Origin of the sequence: Nocardia sp. NPDC052112 (assembly GCF_040680135.1) — a bacterium.
In the GTDB taxonomy this organism is placed as follows: domain Bacteria; phylum Actinomycetota; class Actinomycetes; order Mycobacteriales; family Mycobacteriaceae; genus Nocardia.
This window is the reverse complement of sequence record NZ_JBFAWD010000008.1, coordinates 58,211-73,610: the sequence shown is the minus strand read 5'-3', so window position 1 is coordinate 73,610 and position 15,400 is coordinate 58,211. Positions and strand designations below refer to the sequence as shown.

Annotated in this window: 15 protein-coding genes; 5 read left to right on the top strand and 10 right to left on the bottom strand. The window is 63.5% G+C overall.

Annotated elements, in window-relative coordinates; all coding sequences use genetic code 11:
* Position 1 precedes the first annotated feature (1 nt).
* Both AB0L58_RS17620 and AB0L58_RS17615 read right to left on the bottom strand, forming a co-directional pair.
* Positions 2 to 1,969, bottom strand: coding sequence for an NAD(P)-binding domain-containing protein (locus AB0L58_RS17620; protein WP_364387752.1), 1,968 nt, complete (start codon positions 1,967 to 1,969; stop codon positions 2 to 4).
* A 49-nt stretch (positions 1,970 to 2,018) separates the two neighbouring features.
* Positions 2,019 to 2,864: an IclR family transcriptional regulator gene (locus AB0L58_RS17615; protein ID WP_364388249.1), complete on the bottom strand. Its 846-nt coding sequence runs from the start codon at positions 2,862 to 2,864 to the stop codon at positions 2,019 to 2,021.
* Between the two features lie 209 nt (positions 2,865 to 3,073).
* On the opposite strand from AB0L58_RS17615, the gene AB0L58_RS17610 reads away from it, so the two are divergent.
* From AB0L58_RS17610 to AB0L58_RS17590, 5 genes are all read left to right on the top strand, one after another.
* Entirely contained in the window at positions 3,074 to 3,715 is a 642-nt protein-coding gene (locus AB0L58_RS17610; RefSeq protein WP_364387750.1) for a TetR/AcrR family transcriptional regulator, read from the top strand.
* A 669-nt stretch (positions 3,716 to 4,384) separates the two neighbouring features.
* Positions 4,385 to 4,633 carry a hypothetical protein gene (locus AB0L58_RS17605; RefSeq protein WP_364387748.1) on the top strand — a complete coding sequence of 83 codons (249 nt, stop codon included), beginning with the start codon at positions 4,385 to 4,387 and terminating at the stop codon, positions 4,631 to 4,633.
* A gap of 225 nt (positions 4,634 to 4,858) precedes the next feature.
* Complete coding sequence (locus tag AB0L58_RS17600) at positions 4,859 to 6,016, top strand: hypothetical protein (RefSeq protein ID WP_364387746.1); 1,158 nt, start codon at positions 4,859 to 4,861, stop codon at positions 6,014 to 6,016.
* Positions 6,013 to 7,197 (top strand): DUF4041 domain-containing protein, encoded by a 1,185-nt coding sequence (locus tag AB0L58_RS17595; RefSeq protein ID WP_364387744.1) that lies wholly within the window; start codon positions 6,013 to 6,015, stop codon positions 7,195 to 7,197. Before AB0L58_RS17600 ends, AB0L58_RS17595 begins: the two co-directional genes overlap by 4 nt.
* Positions 7,198 to 7,734: 537 nt before the next feature.
* Complete coding sequence (locus tag AB0L58_RS17590) at positions 7,735 to 8,127, top strand: helix-turn-helix domain-containing protein (protein ID WP_364387742.1); 393 nt, start codon at positions 7,735 to 7,737, stop codon at positions 8,125 to 8,127.
* 134 nt (positions 8,128 to 8,261) lie between these two features.
* Here the strand turns inward: AB0L58_RS17590 and AB0L58_RS17585 are convergent, their stop codons facing one another.
* From AB0L58_RS17585 to AB0L58_RS17550, 8 genes are all read right to left on the bottom strand, one after another.
* Positions 8,262 to 8,816: an AAA family ATPase gene (locus AB0L58_RS17585; RefSeq protein ID WP_364387740.1), complete on the bottom strand. Its 555-nt coding sequence runs from the start codon at positions 8,814 to 8,816 to the stop codon at positions 8,262 to 8,264.
* Positions 8,817 to 9,549: 733 nt separating this feature from the next.
* Positions 9,550 to 9,924, bottom strand: a complete 375-nt coding sequence (locus AB0L58_RS17580; protein ID WP_364387738.1) for a hypothetical protein — start codon at positions 9,922 to 9,924, stop codon at positions 9,550 to 9,552.
* A 239-nt stretch (positions 9,925 to 10,163) separates the two neighbouring features.
* Complete coding sequence (locus AB0L58_RS17575; RefSeq protein WP_364387736.1) at positions 10,164 to 10,286, bottom strand: hypothetical protein; 123 nt, start codon at positions 10,284 to 10,286, stop codon at positions 10,164 to 10,166.
* A gap of 222 nt (positions 10,287 to 10,508) precedes the next feature.
* On the bottom strand, positions 10,509 to 11,222 hold the full coding sequence (locus AB0L58_RS17570) for a GNAT family N-acetyltransferase (RefSeq protein WP_364387734.1): 714 nt from the start codon (positions 11,220 to 11,222) through the stop codon (positions 10,509 to 10,511).
* A gap of 109 nt (positions 11,223 to 11,331) precedes the next feature.
* The gene (locus AB0L58_RS17565) at positions 11,332 to 12,183 is read right to left on the bottom strand and encodes an MBL fold metallo-hydrolase (RefSeq protein ID WP_364387732.1); all 852 of its coding nucleotides are present in this window, start codon (positions 12,181 to 12,183) and stop codon (positions 11,332 to 11,334) included.
* A gap of 229 nt (positions 12,184 to 12,412) precedes the next feature.
* Positions 12,413 to 12,613, bottom strand: coding sequence for a hypothetical protein (locus tag AB0L58_RS17560; RefSeq protein ID WP_364387730.1), 201 nt, complete (start codon positions 12,611 to 12,613; stop codon positions 12,413 to 12,415).
* On the bottom strand, positions 12,610 to 13,494 hold the full coding sequence (locus AB0L58_RS17555) for a DUF4913 domain-containing protein (protein ID WP_364387728.1): 885 nt from the start codon (positions 13,492 to 13,494) through the stop codon (positions 12,610 to 12,612). The genes AB0L58_RS17560 and AB0L58_RS17555 overlap by 4 nt, the downstream gene beginning before the upstream one ends.
* Positions 13,491 to 15,341 (bottom strand): TraM recognition domain-containing protein, encoded by a 1,851-nt coding sequence (locus tag AB0L58_RS17550; protein ID WP_364387726.1) that lies wholly within the window; start codon positions 15,339 to 15,341, stop codon positions 13,491 to 13,493. The genes AB0L58_RS17555 and AB0L58_RS17550 overlap by 4 nt, the downstream gene beginning before the upstream one ends.
* Positions 15,342 to 15,400: the final 59 nt, after the last annotated feature.

Sequence of the window (15,400 nt, the reverse complement as noted above, 5' to 3'; positions counted from 1 at the left end):
ATCAGGCCTTTCGTTCCGAAGTGAACTGGTAGTCGGCTGGATTCGGCGCGCGCAGCATCGACCAGTAGTCGACGATCCGCCACGGGCTTGCCAGCCAGGCACGGCCATTCTTGTTGCGGTAATACCCGGTGGCGGTCTTCGCGTGCTGCCAGACGGTTTTGTCCAGCTCCTCGTCGACCCTGGTGTTGTACGCGTCGGTGGCCGCCTGCGTCGGTTCCATGGTGGTGAGATCGTTCTCGACGAGGTATTGCAGGCACTCGATGATGTAATGCACTTGCTCCTCACTCAGAACGTTGTGCCCGCCACCATGATTGGGCGCTGAATTGGGCCCAACAGTGGTGAAGAAGTTCGGGAATCCAGGCACTGCGATACCGAGATACGCCCGCGGATCCTCGTCCCCCCACGCTTCGGACAATTTCAGGCCGTTCCGACCCGTCACATCCAGGAAACTCAGGAATTCCAGTTTGAATCCGGTCGCGAACACGATGACGTCTGCCGGGATGAACTCCCCCTCGGAGGTGATCACGCCGTCCGGAGTAACCTCACGCAACGATGCTCGGTGCAGTTCGACATGCTCGCGTTTGAGCGCCGACAAGAAGCCTGGATCCTTGACGATCCGCTTGGCGAACGGCGGAAAGTCCGGTGTCAGTTTGGCTTTCAGATCCGGCCGATCGCCGAGCACATTGTCCATGTGCTGCAGACACGCCTGCATGACCGCGTCGTTGGCCGGCGACGCTGACACGTGCGTCGCGAACCATTCCCTATCGATACGCGGAATCGGATAGAGATTGTCACCGGCCAGCCAGAAAGACTTCAACCGGAACCACTGGTGCAGATACGGAATTTGCTCGAATCCCCACTGCACAGCCTCCGGCACATCGAGCCGCACGGCGCGCTCGGGGCTGATCCAATGTGGTTGCCGCACAACGACATCCAGTGCGCGCACTTGATCGACGAGGTTCACCACCACCTGCACTGCCGTACAGCCGGTCCCCAGCAGCACCACCCGCTTGTCCCGCATGTCGACGTCGTGACGCCATTCGGCAGTGTGCATGATCTCACCGCGGAAGCTCGCCAATCCCGGAATGTCCGGAATCTGGGCAGAGTTCAGTACGCCGGTCGCCGTGACGATGGCGTCGAAACGCTCGGTGCGCTCGACCCCTTCCTCGTCGTGCACGGTCACCGACCACAGCTGATCCCCATCCGACCAGGTACAGGCGACAACCGTGGTGTTGAGCGAAATATGTTCGTACAGACCGTACTTACGTGCTACACCGTGCATGTAGTCCAAGTACTCCGGGCCCACCGGGTAGTACTTCGACCACCTCGGATTGAGTTCGAAAGAGTACGAGTAGAAGTGGCTGGGAGTATCTACCGCCGCACCCGGATAAGTGTTACGCGACCACGTGCCGCCGATGTCGCCGCTCTTCTCGAAAACGTGGTAGCCGAATCCGGCCTCCCCCAGCTTGATCGCCGCATTCAGCCCCACCATCCCCGCACCGATGACGGCGACACGCAACCCGCTCGGAGGTTTGCGGGTGACGGGCACGACCCGCTGGGACGACTCGAACCCTGCCTGCTCACGCAGGTGTGCCACGAATTCCGCTCCGACAGGCTGGTTCACGCAGACCTCGGCCATGCGACGGAAGGTCTCGTCATCGGGCACCGTGACGGTCGGTGTCATCCCCTCGGCGAATATCTTCAGCGCCAGGGCTCGCACCTGCGCGGCGACATCGTCGGGGTACCCGCCCGGATCCAGCTGCTGCCCTTCGGCTTTTACCCGCTCTCCCGCTGCCGCGAGCTTGTCCCGATATTCGTCGAGCAAGGATAGGTCGCCTGTCATATGCACCAGCGCCATCAACAGCGACCCCGGCTCGACCTGGGCAACCGCCCGAGCCAAGGCGCCATGTTCGACATCGGGAACCGGCGCAACGACATAGGTGGGCCGGTCCGGGGTTATCACGGTCATGGATTTCTCACCGATTCTTTCGTTCGGGGGCCGTCGGTGTGCTTCGCGGTCAGCGAGACTGCACGTTCGACCCGGGAATCTGCGTCTCCGCGGCGGACACGGCCGGCCGTACATACATCGGGGCCACCACACGCGGACGTAGGCGCGGCACACCTGCGGCCGCGTGCCAGATGTCGACCGCGGCGCTGCGGACCATCGCAACGACCGCGTCGGTCTTGATGGAGCGGGTCGGCCCGCACAACGACAGGGCGACGCGACCACGGCCCTCCTCCACGTCGATGCCGATCGGTGCCGCGACCACGCTCACCCCGAGCGCACTGCCCTGGGCATCGACGGCCACTCCGCCACGGTCGCGGACCTTCTGCAGCGCGCGCTCGAGCTGCAGCCGGGTTCGGATGCTGTAGCAAGTCGGCGTGGACGCGAAGGGCAGATCCGGCCACAGGTCGGAATCCATCGACGCCAGCAGCGCGTGCCCGGCAGCGCTGAGTTCGACCGGCTGGCGCGCACCTACGGCCCACTCACGACCGGTGTTGGGCCACAGGCCGACTCGCTCCAGATGCAGGATCTCAGCGCCCGCGAGAATACTCAGATGCGCCGTGAGCCCGGTGCGTCGATTCAGCTCGGTCATCACCGGCAGCGCCGCCTCGTGCACAGTGCGCTGGCGCACCACCTGCGAACCGAGCTCGAACATCCGTATCCCCAGGGCGTATTCGTACCCGTGTCGTTCGACCCATCCGAGTTCCACCAACCGCTGCAGGATGCGATGGGTCGATGAGCGAGGCAGATGAACACGCCGTGCGATCTCCGCCAGCTTGAGGGGTCGCTGCCCGACAAATGCTTCCAGCAGCGACGTCACTCGATCGATCATCGCGGTGGGGGCCTCTTCGATCTGCATCGTTGCCACGTCTACCTCCGACCGCTCAGCAATATGTCAGTTTCTGACTATGTGTCATAATCTGACACATGTGAGTCTAAGCACGGCCTCAGCGAAATGTAAAGCAGGTCACACTCCGCCTGGCAGAAGTCCGCTGGACGGGCAGTCGGCCAGAAGCAGCCCGCACCAGCACTACTGTTAGCCGAGACAGAACCGAGGGGAGATTCCCAATGAGCAAGGCGGCCAAGCCCACGCTGACCGAGCGCCGTGCGGAAGAGTTACGGCTCACCATCGCGCTCACCGCACGCGATCTGTTCATCGCCGACGGGAACACCTCGGCAACCGTCGAGCGGATCTGCGAGATCGTCGGGATTGCCCCCCGTACCTTCCATCGCCACTTCCCGGTCAAGGAAGACGTGGTGATGCCCTTGTTCCGGCGTACCGAGGAGATCATTCTCCAAGTGCTCGCGGAGGCCGCCCCCGATGCCGATCCGGTTGACACCCTCGTAGACGCGTTCACCGCCGAGATTCGACGCCGAGAAGTGCCGGACTTCGATCACGACTTCATGGTCCTGATCAACAACGACCCGCAGTATCGGCTCCGCTGGGTGGACTGGGGTGAGCGGCTGTGGGAGCCGGTCACCGAATTCCTCTCCACCCGAATCGATCTCGGCACAGACCCGTTCCTCCGCACGCTGCCGGCGAAACTCATCCTGCACACGGTTCGACAGGCGTACAACCACTGGGTACGCGAGGGCAGCACCGACGATTTCGACCATGTCGAGGAGCTGCAGCGACGCGGAATCAACCTGCTGATCTCCGGCCTGTGTGCGGTCACACCCCCGACCGCGAAGAAGACGAAGAATCACTAGCAGCGAGGACTCGCGCCATGCGGCCTGCCCTCAATCGACTCCTCACCTCGGACATCCAGTGCCACAGGCAGACTCGGCCCCGAGTCTGCGGCGATGGCCCCGACAGCATCGCGCTCAGGCCGCCCAGCACGACTGTCGACCTCCAATCCGCCTAAGACACAAGATGGCGCGCCCCCGCATCGGAAGCTCGGGACGACGCCACCGTCGCCCGCAACGATCGACTCGTGAGCGGTCGACTGGCCGCGCAGTGTCATCGCGACGCTCAGATCGATACATGTCTGCGATGACCCGCGGTTTGCCGATGTGGTGCGTGCCCGCCCGGGGGCACGCACCTACGGGCGAAACGGACCAGAACGGTCGCACCACCGCTATTTGCCGATGACCAGCAGTTTTCGGTGTTGCAGGAGGTTGGCGTACTGGTCGATACCCCCTCCGGACTTGAACCCCCACCTCAGATTTGCCTTCGCCGAAGCCAGATCGGAGTGAGGTGCGGGTATCCACCCGAATCGATCTTCGCCGAATGCGTGACAGCACCGCATCACGTCACCACAAACAGTTCGTTTCTGTCAGCGCTCTTCGAAAACCCGGGGCGCGAGACCGTATCGGAGGACTGCGAAGCCAGCATCGACGCGTTCTCTATCGCGTTCTCCGACTCTGGCGGGGGCCAGCATGTCCACCGACCTGACGGTCCACCTGGACGCGATCATGACCAGACTGGTGTCCGTGGTCTTCGGGCTGGTCATCCAAAACCAAGCAACGGCCACGGTCACCACCATTGTTCGGCCGCTGGTGCAGCACCTGCTACAGCGAAATGCCGCAGACCACAACCGAACTGAGCAGCAGCAGGGCGCGGGCCGGGATGCTGGTCGGCACCCTCTGGGCGGTGTCACTAGTCGTCAGGCCATGCTCAAGCGTTGATAGCCGGAAGGGCGAGCGTGTGGTGTGTGTAACGGCGCTGGCTTTGTCGCGACAGTAACTGCGGCCGCGGTTGTACGGCCGGATCATGTCGAAGTATCGGAAGAGGGGTGGCGCGGGGTGGCGCGGCGCAGGGGTTTCTTCGCTGAATTGCAGTACCAGCAGAGGCTGGCTCAGCAACGGCAGGCACAACAACAACGAGCAGCGATACGGGCGCACAACACGGCTGTGCGGGAGGCACAACGCTCCGCCCGGGAACAGCAACGAGCAGCGGCAACAGCCATGCGCGCCTCGGCCGCCGAACGCGCGGCCGCGGAGAAGGCCGCCAAACTCGCCCACATTGCTGCCCGAGAGGCAGCGGCCGAGGAGAAGAACGCACAGCTCGCTGTCACCTACGACGAGATCGACAACCTCCTCAACGCCACGTTGGAAGTCGATGACTGGGTCGACCTCGAGTCGCTGCGCGAATCGGCCAGACACCTCCCGTTCGATCGTCCCGAATTGCTCACACCATCACCGGCCCCCCGCTACCACGCACTGCCGGATCGCCCGAGCTTCGTGCCACCGGTGCCGCCTTCAGGTCTGAGCAGTGCTCTGGGCGGAAACCGCAGGCACGCAGCCCAACTGGAGGCAGCGCAGCGGGAATACCTGAACGTTGTGCAGCAGTGGCTGCTGACACTCGCCGGTACATGTGCTGCGAACGCGGAGCTTCGCGCCGGTTGGCGACAGCGGGAAGCCTCGCGTGTCGCGGAGCTGGGCGATGCTCGTCGCCGACTCGAGCAAGCAACCACCGACCATCGCAGACAGGTCGAAGAATCGAACGCACGCTTGGACCGGCTGATCGCCGGTTTACGCGACCGCCAGCCCGCCGCGATGGACGAATACGTCGGCATCGTGCTGGCCAACTCGATCTACCCCGAAACCTTCGAGGTGTCCTACGAACACCGCTTCGACGCAAGCGACCGCGAACTACACATCACGGTCCTGGCTCCGCATCCCGACACCTTCCCGACAACGAAAGCGTTCCGCTACAACAAAACTACCGACGAAATCACCCCAACCGCTTTGGCGGCGGCCGAGGTCAAACGCCGCTACGCATCGGCGATCGCGCAGACCGCGCTACGGACAGTACACGAAGTGTTCGAAGCCGATCGGGAAGAAATCATCGACAGCATCGCACTCACCGTCGCCGTCGATGCCGTCGACAGCGCGACCGGCCACGACACCCGCATCGACCTCGTCCAGCTGGCCACCGACCGCGCAGATTTCCTGCCGATCGACCTGTCACGGGCGCAGCCGCCAGCCACATTGACTCACCTCGCCGCCGCGGTATCAAAAAACCCCTACGGGCTGGCGCCCTTGGCAAATCACGGAGTGCGCGGATGAACGACCCCCAAGCCATGATCGTCGGACTGCGCAAGATGCTGGTCGTCAAGGAACGCGAAGCCGCCGACCTGCACGACCGCGTCCAAGAACTCACCGCACAACTGGCAAGCCGCCCGTCCTCAGCCGCCACACCACCACACAACCATCCCGACTTCATCACCGTCGACGACGCACTGGTGCTTCAGGAGGTGGGAATCTACGAATATCACCATCCGCTGGACAACGCCGACAGCTACAAACAAACCCTCGCCGCGCTGCGCACCGACATACGCCAAGCAGTCAAGACCAGCGAGGCCATCGTGGTGGCCAACAAGTTCAGCTTCAACAACTCCCTCGCCGAAGGCCGCCGGTTGACCGCCGACCTGTCCAAGCTCATGCTGCGGGCATACAACGCCGAAGCCGAAAACTGCGTCCGAACCATACGCGCCGGCAACCTCGACACCGCCAAACGACGACTCGACAAAGCCGCCAAAGACATCGAAAAGCTCGGCGCGGCAATGCAAATGCGTGTGGCACCGGCCTATCACAGACTGCGGATCACCGAACTCGAACTCACCGCCGACTACATGATGAAGGTGCAACAAGAACGAGAAACCGCCCGTGAGGAACGCGAACGCCTGCGCGAGGAACGCAAAGTCGAACAAGAACTCGCCGCCGAACGCGAACGACTCGAGAAAGAACAAGCACACTACCGAGCCGTGCTACAACGACTCACCGCCACCGGACACGACACCCGCGACATCGAACAACAACTCACCCGCATCACCAACGCGATCGCACAGAACGACTACCGCGCAGCCAACATCCGCGCAGGCTACGTCTACGTCATCTCCAACATCGGCGCCTTCGGACCCAACGTCGTCAAGATCGGACTAACCCGCCGACTCGAACCACTCGACCGAGTCCGCGAACTCGGCGGCGCATCCGTCCCCTTCCCCTTCGACGTCCACGCCGTCTACTTCTCCGACGACGCAGTCACACTCGAAAACCAGCTCCACAAAGAATTCGGTCCGGCACGACTGAACCACGCCAACACTCGCCGCGAATTCTTCTTCGCCACACCCGAACAAGTACGCCGAGTCCTGGCGAAAAAAGTCGGCAACCTCCTCGACTACAACGACTCCCCCGAAGCCACACAATACTTCCAATCCAAGCGGTACTGGCCCGACCGTGAACAGTGAATTTTCTCTTGGATGTCGCTCAAAGGTCTGGGCCGGACAGAAACCGCACGGTCCAGTCACATGAAGTCCGTCACACTGAGAGCGAAGCGTCCTCCACCGAGATCGTCTCGGATCACGCTGATCGAGCTTCTCCAATGCCTTTACCACAGAAGGTAATCAACCCCAATCGCGCTGACGGGGAGCTACATCGGCGCTCAGCGAATGCTTGCTTCGCACTCCTCGAAATCGGTGCCCGCGCCGAAGCAGTCGCGCAGACCACTCTGGACGTCGCCACTGGTGGGCGGTTCACCGCAGAGAATTCCGCATCGGAGATAGTTCGGCACAGTGCTGCCGTCGGGCCATCGACACGTATCGCCGTCGCAACTGTACCCACGGGAGTTGGGATCAAGCGGGATGGGATCGCGGCTGTAGGACCACACGAATGCGTCGGTCCGCTGTACTTGCGTGCAATACACTATGCGACCGTTCGCAAGTCGCGACACCGCGCCGTGGTCCTGACAGTACGCATTCAACTCGACCACGGGATCCGCCGCGGAAGTGGCCGTCGCGAGGACGACCAGCACCGCCGCCCCACCAAGCCCGCCATCAGCCGAAGTCTCATCCGGCGCCGCACCACTCGACGCACCAATCCCCCTTTTGCGCTCCACCTCTATTCGCGTGAGTGCGAAATTGTACCCACTTCGGGGTACTCCTCGAAACCGAAACAGCTTCACCCGGCGATCGCCACGACAAGATCGCCACTCTTCCTCAGCGCCGATCGGCGACATCAGCGATGACGCTGATGACATCTGGCTCACCACCGAGGACGTGGCCAGGCGACTCCAGATCCCGCAGAAGACGCTCGCCGCATGGGCATCCAATAGCCGCGGTCCTCAATACGTCCGCATGGTCCGATACCGCCGCTACCGGTTGAGCGATCTTCGAGCTTGAGAGCTCCCCTGATCCGGGCCGGGACGCCTCGTAGGCGTGAAACACTGGCGGTCGGGTCGCCTCGCTGACGCCGATAATTCCTTGGGTATGTGATCCCGATTGAGAGCTTGGCGCCAGGGCCCGACCTGGAAGGGTCACGCACTGTTGCGTCGAGCACGCCGGCCAGATTTTCGTTTCCCTGACCGAGGCCCCCGGGGGTGGCCCGCCTTGCGGTTTCGAGCGGGAAGGGTAAGCGGTGAGGCCGATTCCGGAGGCCAGTCGGCAAGTTTCGGGTTGTCGCGCTCAGCGCCGCGGGCGATCATCCGGGATCGGATCTGTTCTGCCGGGCAGCCGAGCCACACCGTGGAAAGCGGTGGCACGGAACTGATGCCAGAACGCGCCAGCATCTGCACAGAGAGCGGCACACAGGCACGGGCTGCTTGGCGGATGACTTCGAGAAACGGCGCGTCGAGCACGACGGGATGTTTGGCTGCAACGGTCAGGGCGGTGCGAAGCAGGGCGTCGTAGATGTGCGGTGCGATCAATCGTCGGTAGGTTTCGCTGTCACGGTCGTGCGGATCACCGGTCAGTTTTCGCATCACGGCTTGCTCGAGCCCCGGCGCCAGAGTGTCCTTGCCCAAACGGTCGCACCCACCAGTGAGGCCAAATAATTGGCTGCCGTGGACTTTCCAGAAGCTGGAAATCCGCACAGGGCCACAGCTCCGTGACCGTCGAGCCGGGCCGCGCACTACTCCATCGCAGTCCGGACATCTTGCGGTAGAACCACTGGCGTCGCCGTGGTTGTCAGGAGTGATGCGCTCGGGCAAGACTCGGAATCGGCTGGCACAGAAACTAGTTCATCACAGCCCACCGTCACCAGGCGCGCCGATCGGGTTCCGATTACGGGTATGCATGCCTCGATCTCCGTTCCCGCTCTTCGCGGCCGACCACCCCTAGCCAACGAAACCCACATAGCCGCACTACATTCGAAGTCACGCAATGATGTGTCCCTATGAATCCTGATGCTCAGCAAGCAGCGAAAGGATTTTCACCGCCACCGCTCGACATCGCTGCTGCAGCGGATGGAAAATCAATGCGCACCTGGGTGTGCTGGGGTGACTCGATCTACGACCTTGTCCAGATCCCCTGGCCCAACCTCAACCTCGGAATATAGACGGCCCTTCCACCCTCGCCCGCTACTTCGGTGATGCCTGGGATGTCCTGCTGCCCCTGCGGACCGACCCGTTTCCTGAACATGCCCACGTCGGGCAATTGCACAGCCATACGCACCGGATGGGCCTGCTCATCCCCGCGCTCCGCAGAATTCGGGGGTTCTGGAGGGCAATGAGGATGGGAATCCCCAGGTCGCAGGGTCTGGAATAGGAGCTGCATGCTGAGCTGCCTAGAGACGCGTTTTTCCGACACTAAACTGCCTCGATGGCTCTACCGTTCGAGCGCGGGCTGGCCCAGACTGTCGAACAGGTGCTCGAGTGTCTCGAGAGCGGTCTCGATATTGAGGCAGTATCGCAACTCCCGCATGATGCGTCCGCGAAACGGGCCCAGCTGTTGTGTTTCGACCGCCCGGACGTGGTCGAGGTTCCATACCTGGCGACCACTTGCTGTGATCTCGGTGCGGGGACCGAAAAGCGACTCCAAGTCTTCCTTGCGGTAGCCCAACAGTCGTAGGTCCACCTCGGAGATCATGCCCGCCTCCGCCAGGTCCCCGTCGTCGCAGACACGTTCGGTGGTACCGCGATATTCCGCCATGATCCGTTCATCTTCGAGATCGGAACCACGGACGTCGAAATTGCTGGACATAACCAAACCCCCATGAGGTTCGGGACGGACCCTTCCCGCCCTCGCCTGACACCGAAATCTACAGTGCGCCAACCAAACACACCAGAAATTGCCGATCACCGTGATGCCGGTTACATCGTTTCGGCTACCCGGAGGCGTGCGAATCGGTCAGGCCCGGATCAGCAGAGATCTACCCACGAGAGCATCGGGTCGGCGCACCGAAAGCTCGCATCCCACAACGCGACTGCTTTCAACATCGGTCAGGCCGCCGACTCGATCGCCGAAACGCACAGGATGTCGGCACTGATATGCTCGCCGCCGAGGCGGATGGTGAGGAAGTCGATGCAGCCCACGCTGACTGCGGTGTCGTCGTACTCATCCACATGCATCCACAGCTATGCACACCAGTCCATGCAGGCGTCGAATTCGCTGGTGTTCGTGCTGCGATAACGCACGCGCGCACCCAGACTCAGCGTCTCGTGTCCGTCGCTATGGGCTTGTTCGGCTATTTCTCGCAACGTCGGCATCGCCACAGCCGACAAGTATTGCCCATCGCCGCGCGGGTGATGTGGCGAGTTGATCCAGTGCCATGCACGGCCAACTGGTCACCGCGCGGGGCGAGAGGATTCGCCCGTCCGATCCGCTGAGGCCGAGGGTAGGTAGAACAAGGCGTGGCCCGCCGGAGGCACGTGCCGCACCGGTGCCGCGAGGTAGTCGCTGAAGGCTAAGGCCGCCCCGGGCTTGATGACTGTCATTCCGCAACGTCGATAGAACTCGTCCAGTCCGGCTGTGGCGGTGTTGAACTGTCCGTAGATGATGGGTACGTGGGCGCGGCGTGCGATCGCGACGGCCTCGCGCATTAGGGCGCGGCCTACCCCGTAGCCGCAGTGTTGGGGTACCACCGCGACGGCGCGAATCATGATGGTGTTCAACGCAACATGAACTACTGCGTGTTGACCGTGCTCAGCTACTTGAAGCGCCAGCGGGATCGATGGTCCGCCGGTCAGGCCGCCGATGATGCGCCTGTCTGCGACCGCGACCAGCGCCATCGTTCGTGCTGCTGCCAGGGCAGCGACACCACCACGCCCGAGAGCGCTATGTTCCGACAGCAGGGGGCCACCGTTCAACGCGGCCGAGAGCATTCCGGCGTCGTCGAGGGCGGCGAGGTGTGCTGCGGCAGCGCGAGCGCCGGTGTTGTCCGCCAGCTCATGCCACTGCTGGAACTTCAGCAGTTCGGCACGGCCTCGGGCGCGCCGGATCTCCACCGGCTGCCGCTCTGACTGGTAGGGGTCTGTGGTTCGTAGGGATGCTGACGGCACAGGAGTCTCCTTGTCGCGTGGTAGGTCTGGTGTGTTTTGCCGTGATCGGATGCGGCACATCGCCCAGCGTTGGGTGGGCCGTGTGGACGGCGGAGGTACGGCAGGGTTTTCACTGCGGTCGCCAGGTGCTCACGCCGTCGACATCGGTGACGCGTCCAAGTTGCACGTCGGCGAAGTGCAGTCCAAACCCCAGGGTGTAGCGCGCGGTGAGTTCGTCGAGGAGCCATTTGGCGGTGCTCACCGATTGGGCGGGGTCGTCATCGGGTGCTGCGGTCAGGTGCGGGTGGCTGACCTGGATCGGGGTTTGCAGTGCGTCACCGAATGCGATGAGGCGGTGTCCGCGTGAGCTGATCACAAACCCGGTGTGGCCGAGGCTGTGTCCAGGTGTGGCGATGGCGCGCACGCCGGGAAAGATGTCCTCGCCATCGGCGATCGGGTTGACATGGTCGGCGAATACCTCGAGCATCTGGGGGCTGATCCCGTCAACGAGAGCGAGGTCGCGGGTGTCCCATTCGGTGTCCCCGACCAGGACCGGTGTATCAGCGAAAGGACTGGTGGGTGTGGTCTGCCACAGCCAGCCGATGTGGTCGAGGTGCAGGTGGGTGAGCGCGATCAGGTCGATGTCGGCGGGTGTTTTGCCCACGGCGGCAAGGCTTTCCAAGAGTTGTCCACCGACCATCCACCCGAACGGTGTCGGGATCTGCGATGGTCCGAATCCGGTATCGATGAGAAGGCTCTGGTCACCGTGCTCGACGAGTAAGCCCCCGATGCTGGCGGTGAGGTCACCTTCGACGTTGAGCAGGGTGGCGTGGTCGCGCCAGAACTGTTCGGTGGATTCGGGTAGCCAGGCGCGGGGGTCGAGGGTCGCGAAACCGTCGGGTAGATAGGTGATGCGATGGTCGCCGAACTCGAAGATGCGCAAGGCGCCAGGACGGGTCAGGCGGTCAGGGCTGATTGTCATCAACAGATCTCCTTCACGATGTGGGTGGGCAGGCCGGCGTCGGGTCCGACCAGGGTGGGGGGCGTGTGGGTTCGGGTGGCGGTCCTCGCGGCTACGGCCCGGCGGTCGGGTCACGGGTGTGTTGACGCGGTCGGCATCTGGGCCACTGCGACGCTGACGCCGATATATGGGTGCATGGGTCCTCACATGGAATATGGATGTCGGCCAACAGGAATCGGTTCCCTCGCCGCTACGGATCAGGTCCGGCGTCCCGCTGTGCTTCAGGCGCGGCGGTCTCACTGCCGAGCGTGTCGATATCGCACTCCCAGCCGTAAGGCGTCATGTCAGGTGGCGCGTCGGTGGTCGCGGCGACCACATCGTCATGCGGTGGCAGACTCGCCGCGGAATAGGTTCTGAGGACCCCTGTCTGTGCGTGAGTCGGCTTGGTCATGGCGGTGAGGCGGGTGCCAGGGCCCGGAAGTCGGGTCCCCATCCGAGGTGGTCGATCGGGGTTGTCGTACCGTCGATGCCGAACCAGGCCGGTGCGATCGCGGTGTTGGGGAGTCCGGCCAGTTCGATGTGTCGGTGTGGGCTGCACAGGTGTAGCGGTCCTTGTGCGGCGTCGAGAATTCGGCGCATATGTCGATCGATGTGGCTGACGAACAGGCTCGACATCGCGGTCTTGTCCTCGGCGCGGCGCGCGGCTTCGAAGACGGAGTGGATCGCAGCGAAGCGGAGTACCACCTCGTGGTGGCGCCACCATTGCCGACACCACGTGTAGTGGCCTTCACGGTTGTTCGCGGTGATGCGGACAGCGGTGACCGGCAGCAGCCAGTCGGTCACGAAGTCGCTGTAATGGGCGAACAGCGGTTGCGGTTTCGCTTCGCTTCCGGGGCCCGCTTCCGGGGTGAGGGGTGGTTTGGTGCCGAACCAGTTCGCGGGCACCGGGTCGCCCGATAGCGAGGGCACGGTGTTGTGTTCGGCACGAGTGCACCGGTATAGAGGTCCGTTCGCGGCGCCGAGGATGAGGTTGAAATGCGTGTCGACGTGGTTGAGGACATAGGTGCTGATCGCGCTGCCGGCCTTGCTGCGCCGCGAGGCTTCGAAGGCGTTGTGCAGGTGGGCGATTCGGACCGCGACGGGGCGGTGGCGCCACCATTGACGGCACCAGGTGTAGGTGCCTTCTCGGTTCGCTTCGGCGAGGCGGACGTTGATCATCGGTAGTAACCATTTGTCGGCGAATTCGGTGAAGTGCCGGTACGCCGGTGGTTGGGGTGGGCGGTTCGGTTTCCCGCTCCCTGCCGCAGGTGGGGTTGGTGCCGGGCTGTTCATGGCGTGCTGCCCGCGGTGGGGTCGGTAGTACCGGTCGTCGGTGGGGTGATGGTCTCGGCAGTGGGGTCCTTGAACCGGTCCAGCGATCGCTGGATCTGGGGCGCGAGGTCTGGGTTGTGGTACCAGGGAACCTTTTTCACCAGCATCGGGCCGTGGTTCGGTAACCGGATGACGGCACGGTCTTTGGGTAGCGCCCCGAGCTGGGCGACATCCAGGATCGGTTCGGACCGCCAGGTCAACGACCGGGTCACCCCGCCGGGACCATAGCTGCGGGAACGCTCAGCCACGTCGTGCGGGCCGGTCATACGTGACCAGTGCTCGAGATAGTCCAGGGCGGCGATACCGCCGCCGTAGACCTCGATGGCTTGGGCGCGCATGATCTTCAGACCGTTCGCGCCCCACAGGGCTTCGCCCTGTTCGAGGACTTGCAGGATCGTCATCAAGATGATGCCGCAGCCCGCGCAGTAGGTGTAGTATTCCGGCAGTTCCGCGATGCGTGCGCAGTTGGCGGCTTCGTCCAGCACCGCCAGCAGCGGAATTGCGAGGCGCCCATCAGCTCTGGCCCGCGCGGTGGTTAGTGCGGCTTCGAGGATCTGTCCGATCAGCGCCGCGGTCAGCGGGGTCGCACTGTCGTGTCCGGCCATCGACAGCGCGTAGAGGGTGTCGTTGCTGGTGACGAATTCGCAGGGCCGGAACTGCGGCAGGTCATGCACTTGCGCACCGTCGCTGATGTCCAGGACAACGTTGTTGTTGGGGCCTTCGTGGGCTTTGACGGTGCGCCGCCGTGGTGGGGTCACCATCCGCGCATAGCCTTCGTGGGTCAGGACATTGAGATACCGGCGCGCCATATCGAACAGACCGTCACGCTGTCGGGCGTAGAGGCTTTGGGCTTCCAGGATCCGTTCGGCGGCGCGCGGGTGCTGGTAGTGGCGCAGGATCAGCGCCGGGGTCTGGTCCTGATCGCGGCCGAGCCATTCCGCGGCGTGTATCAGATCCCCACCCGCGCATGCTGCCGCAAAAACGTACAGCGCCAGCAGCTCTCGCGCGCCGCCGTCGAAATAGGCATCCACGCGGGCATTTTCGGAATTCGAGTCGGCGATGAAGAACCCACCTAGCTTGCGGGCGGCGGGCAATGTGCCCACCTGCGCCAGCAGATCCACCCAGAAACTGCATTGGACCGTCCCGGTGACCGCCTGCAGATCACACAACCAGATCCGGCTGTGCTGTTCTTCGCGCCCACCGACGGTGTGGCGATACACGTCGGGTTTGTTAGAGGTCGCCAGCACCGGCCCCCACCCCGCGAGTACCGCGGGCACCGCCCACACCATCGTTTTGCCGGTGCGCTGGCCAGCGGCGATCACCACGCCCATCTCCGCGGGCACATACAACTCGATCCCGCCCTGCACAGTTCGACCGAGCGGCGGGCCCTTCAGCGCTTGGATTTCCGGTGGCGCGTCACGCAGGAGCCGCATGGCGGCGGCAGCGTTGTCGGCTTGGGTGGCCATGGTGATCTCCCTGGGACGGTGCATGGTGCGCGCGGCGGCATCGATGCGCGGACGCGAACCCACCGACCGCCACACCATCCGAACCAGCACTCCGACCGGCACCGCGAACCCCACCGCCACGACGGTGGATTGCCAAGGCCACCGGTGCTGGCCGATGGCCACTTGCACCAACGCCACCACCGGGTGCCGGGTCACCGGCAGCCCGGCCCACCAACTACCCGCACTCAACGCCGCCCACGCCAGCAGCGCGAGCACCACGACGGCCAAAAACAGCAGTAGCGCGCTGGCTTCCGGTCCCAGGCCACCCACGCTGCGGCGGCGAGACTCTCGTGTGGAAATCATGATCGAAGACACCTCGCCTTCACGTGCGCAAATGATGTCGGATTGTTTTGCAGAACAAC

Excerpts from the sequence above, each read along its gene's own strand:
- AB0L58_RS17620 (WP_364387752.1), bottom strand. The coding sequence starts at position 1,969 with ATGACCGTGATAACCCCGGACCGGCCCACCTATGTCGTTGCGCCGGTT.
- AB0L58_RS17615 (WP_364388249.1), bottom strand. The coding sequence starts at position 2,864 with ATGCAGATCGAAGAGGCCCCCACCGCGATGATCGATCGAGTGACGTCG.
- AB0L58_RS17610 (WP_364387750.1), top strand. The coding sequence starts at position 3,074 with ATGAGCAAGGCGGCCAAGCCCACGCTGACCGAGCGCCGTGCGGAAGAG.
- AB0L58_RS17605 (WP_364387748.1), top strand. The coding sequence starts at position 4,385 with ATGTCCACCGACCTGACGGTCCACCTGGACGCGATCATGACCAGACTG.
- AB0L58_RS17595 (WP_364387744.1), top strand. The coding sequence starts at position 6,013 with ATGAACGACCCCCAAGCCATGATCGTCGGACTGCGCAAGATGCTGGTC.
- AB0L58_RS17580 (WP_364387738.1), bottom strand. The coding sequence starts at position 9,924 with ATGTCCAGCAATTTCGACGTCCGTGGTTCCGATCTCGAAGATGAACGG.
- AB0L58_RS17565 (WP_364387732.1), bottom strand. The coding sequence starts at position 12,183 with ATGACAATCAGCCCTGACCGCCTGACCCGTCCTGGCGCCTTGCGCATC.
- AB0L58_RS17560 (WP_364387730.1), bottom strand. The coding sequence starts at position 12,613 with ATGACCAAGCCGACTCACGCACAGACAGGGGTCCTCAGAACCTATTCC.
- AB0L58_RS17555 (WP_364387728.1), bottom strand. The coding sequence starts at position 13,494 with ATGAACAGCCCGGCACCAACCCCACCTGCGGCAGGGAGCGGGAAACCG.
- AB0L58_RS17550 (WP_364387726.1), bottom strand. The coding sequence starts at position 15,341 with ATGATTTCCACACGAGAGTCTCGCCGCCGCAGCGTGGGTGGCCTGGGA.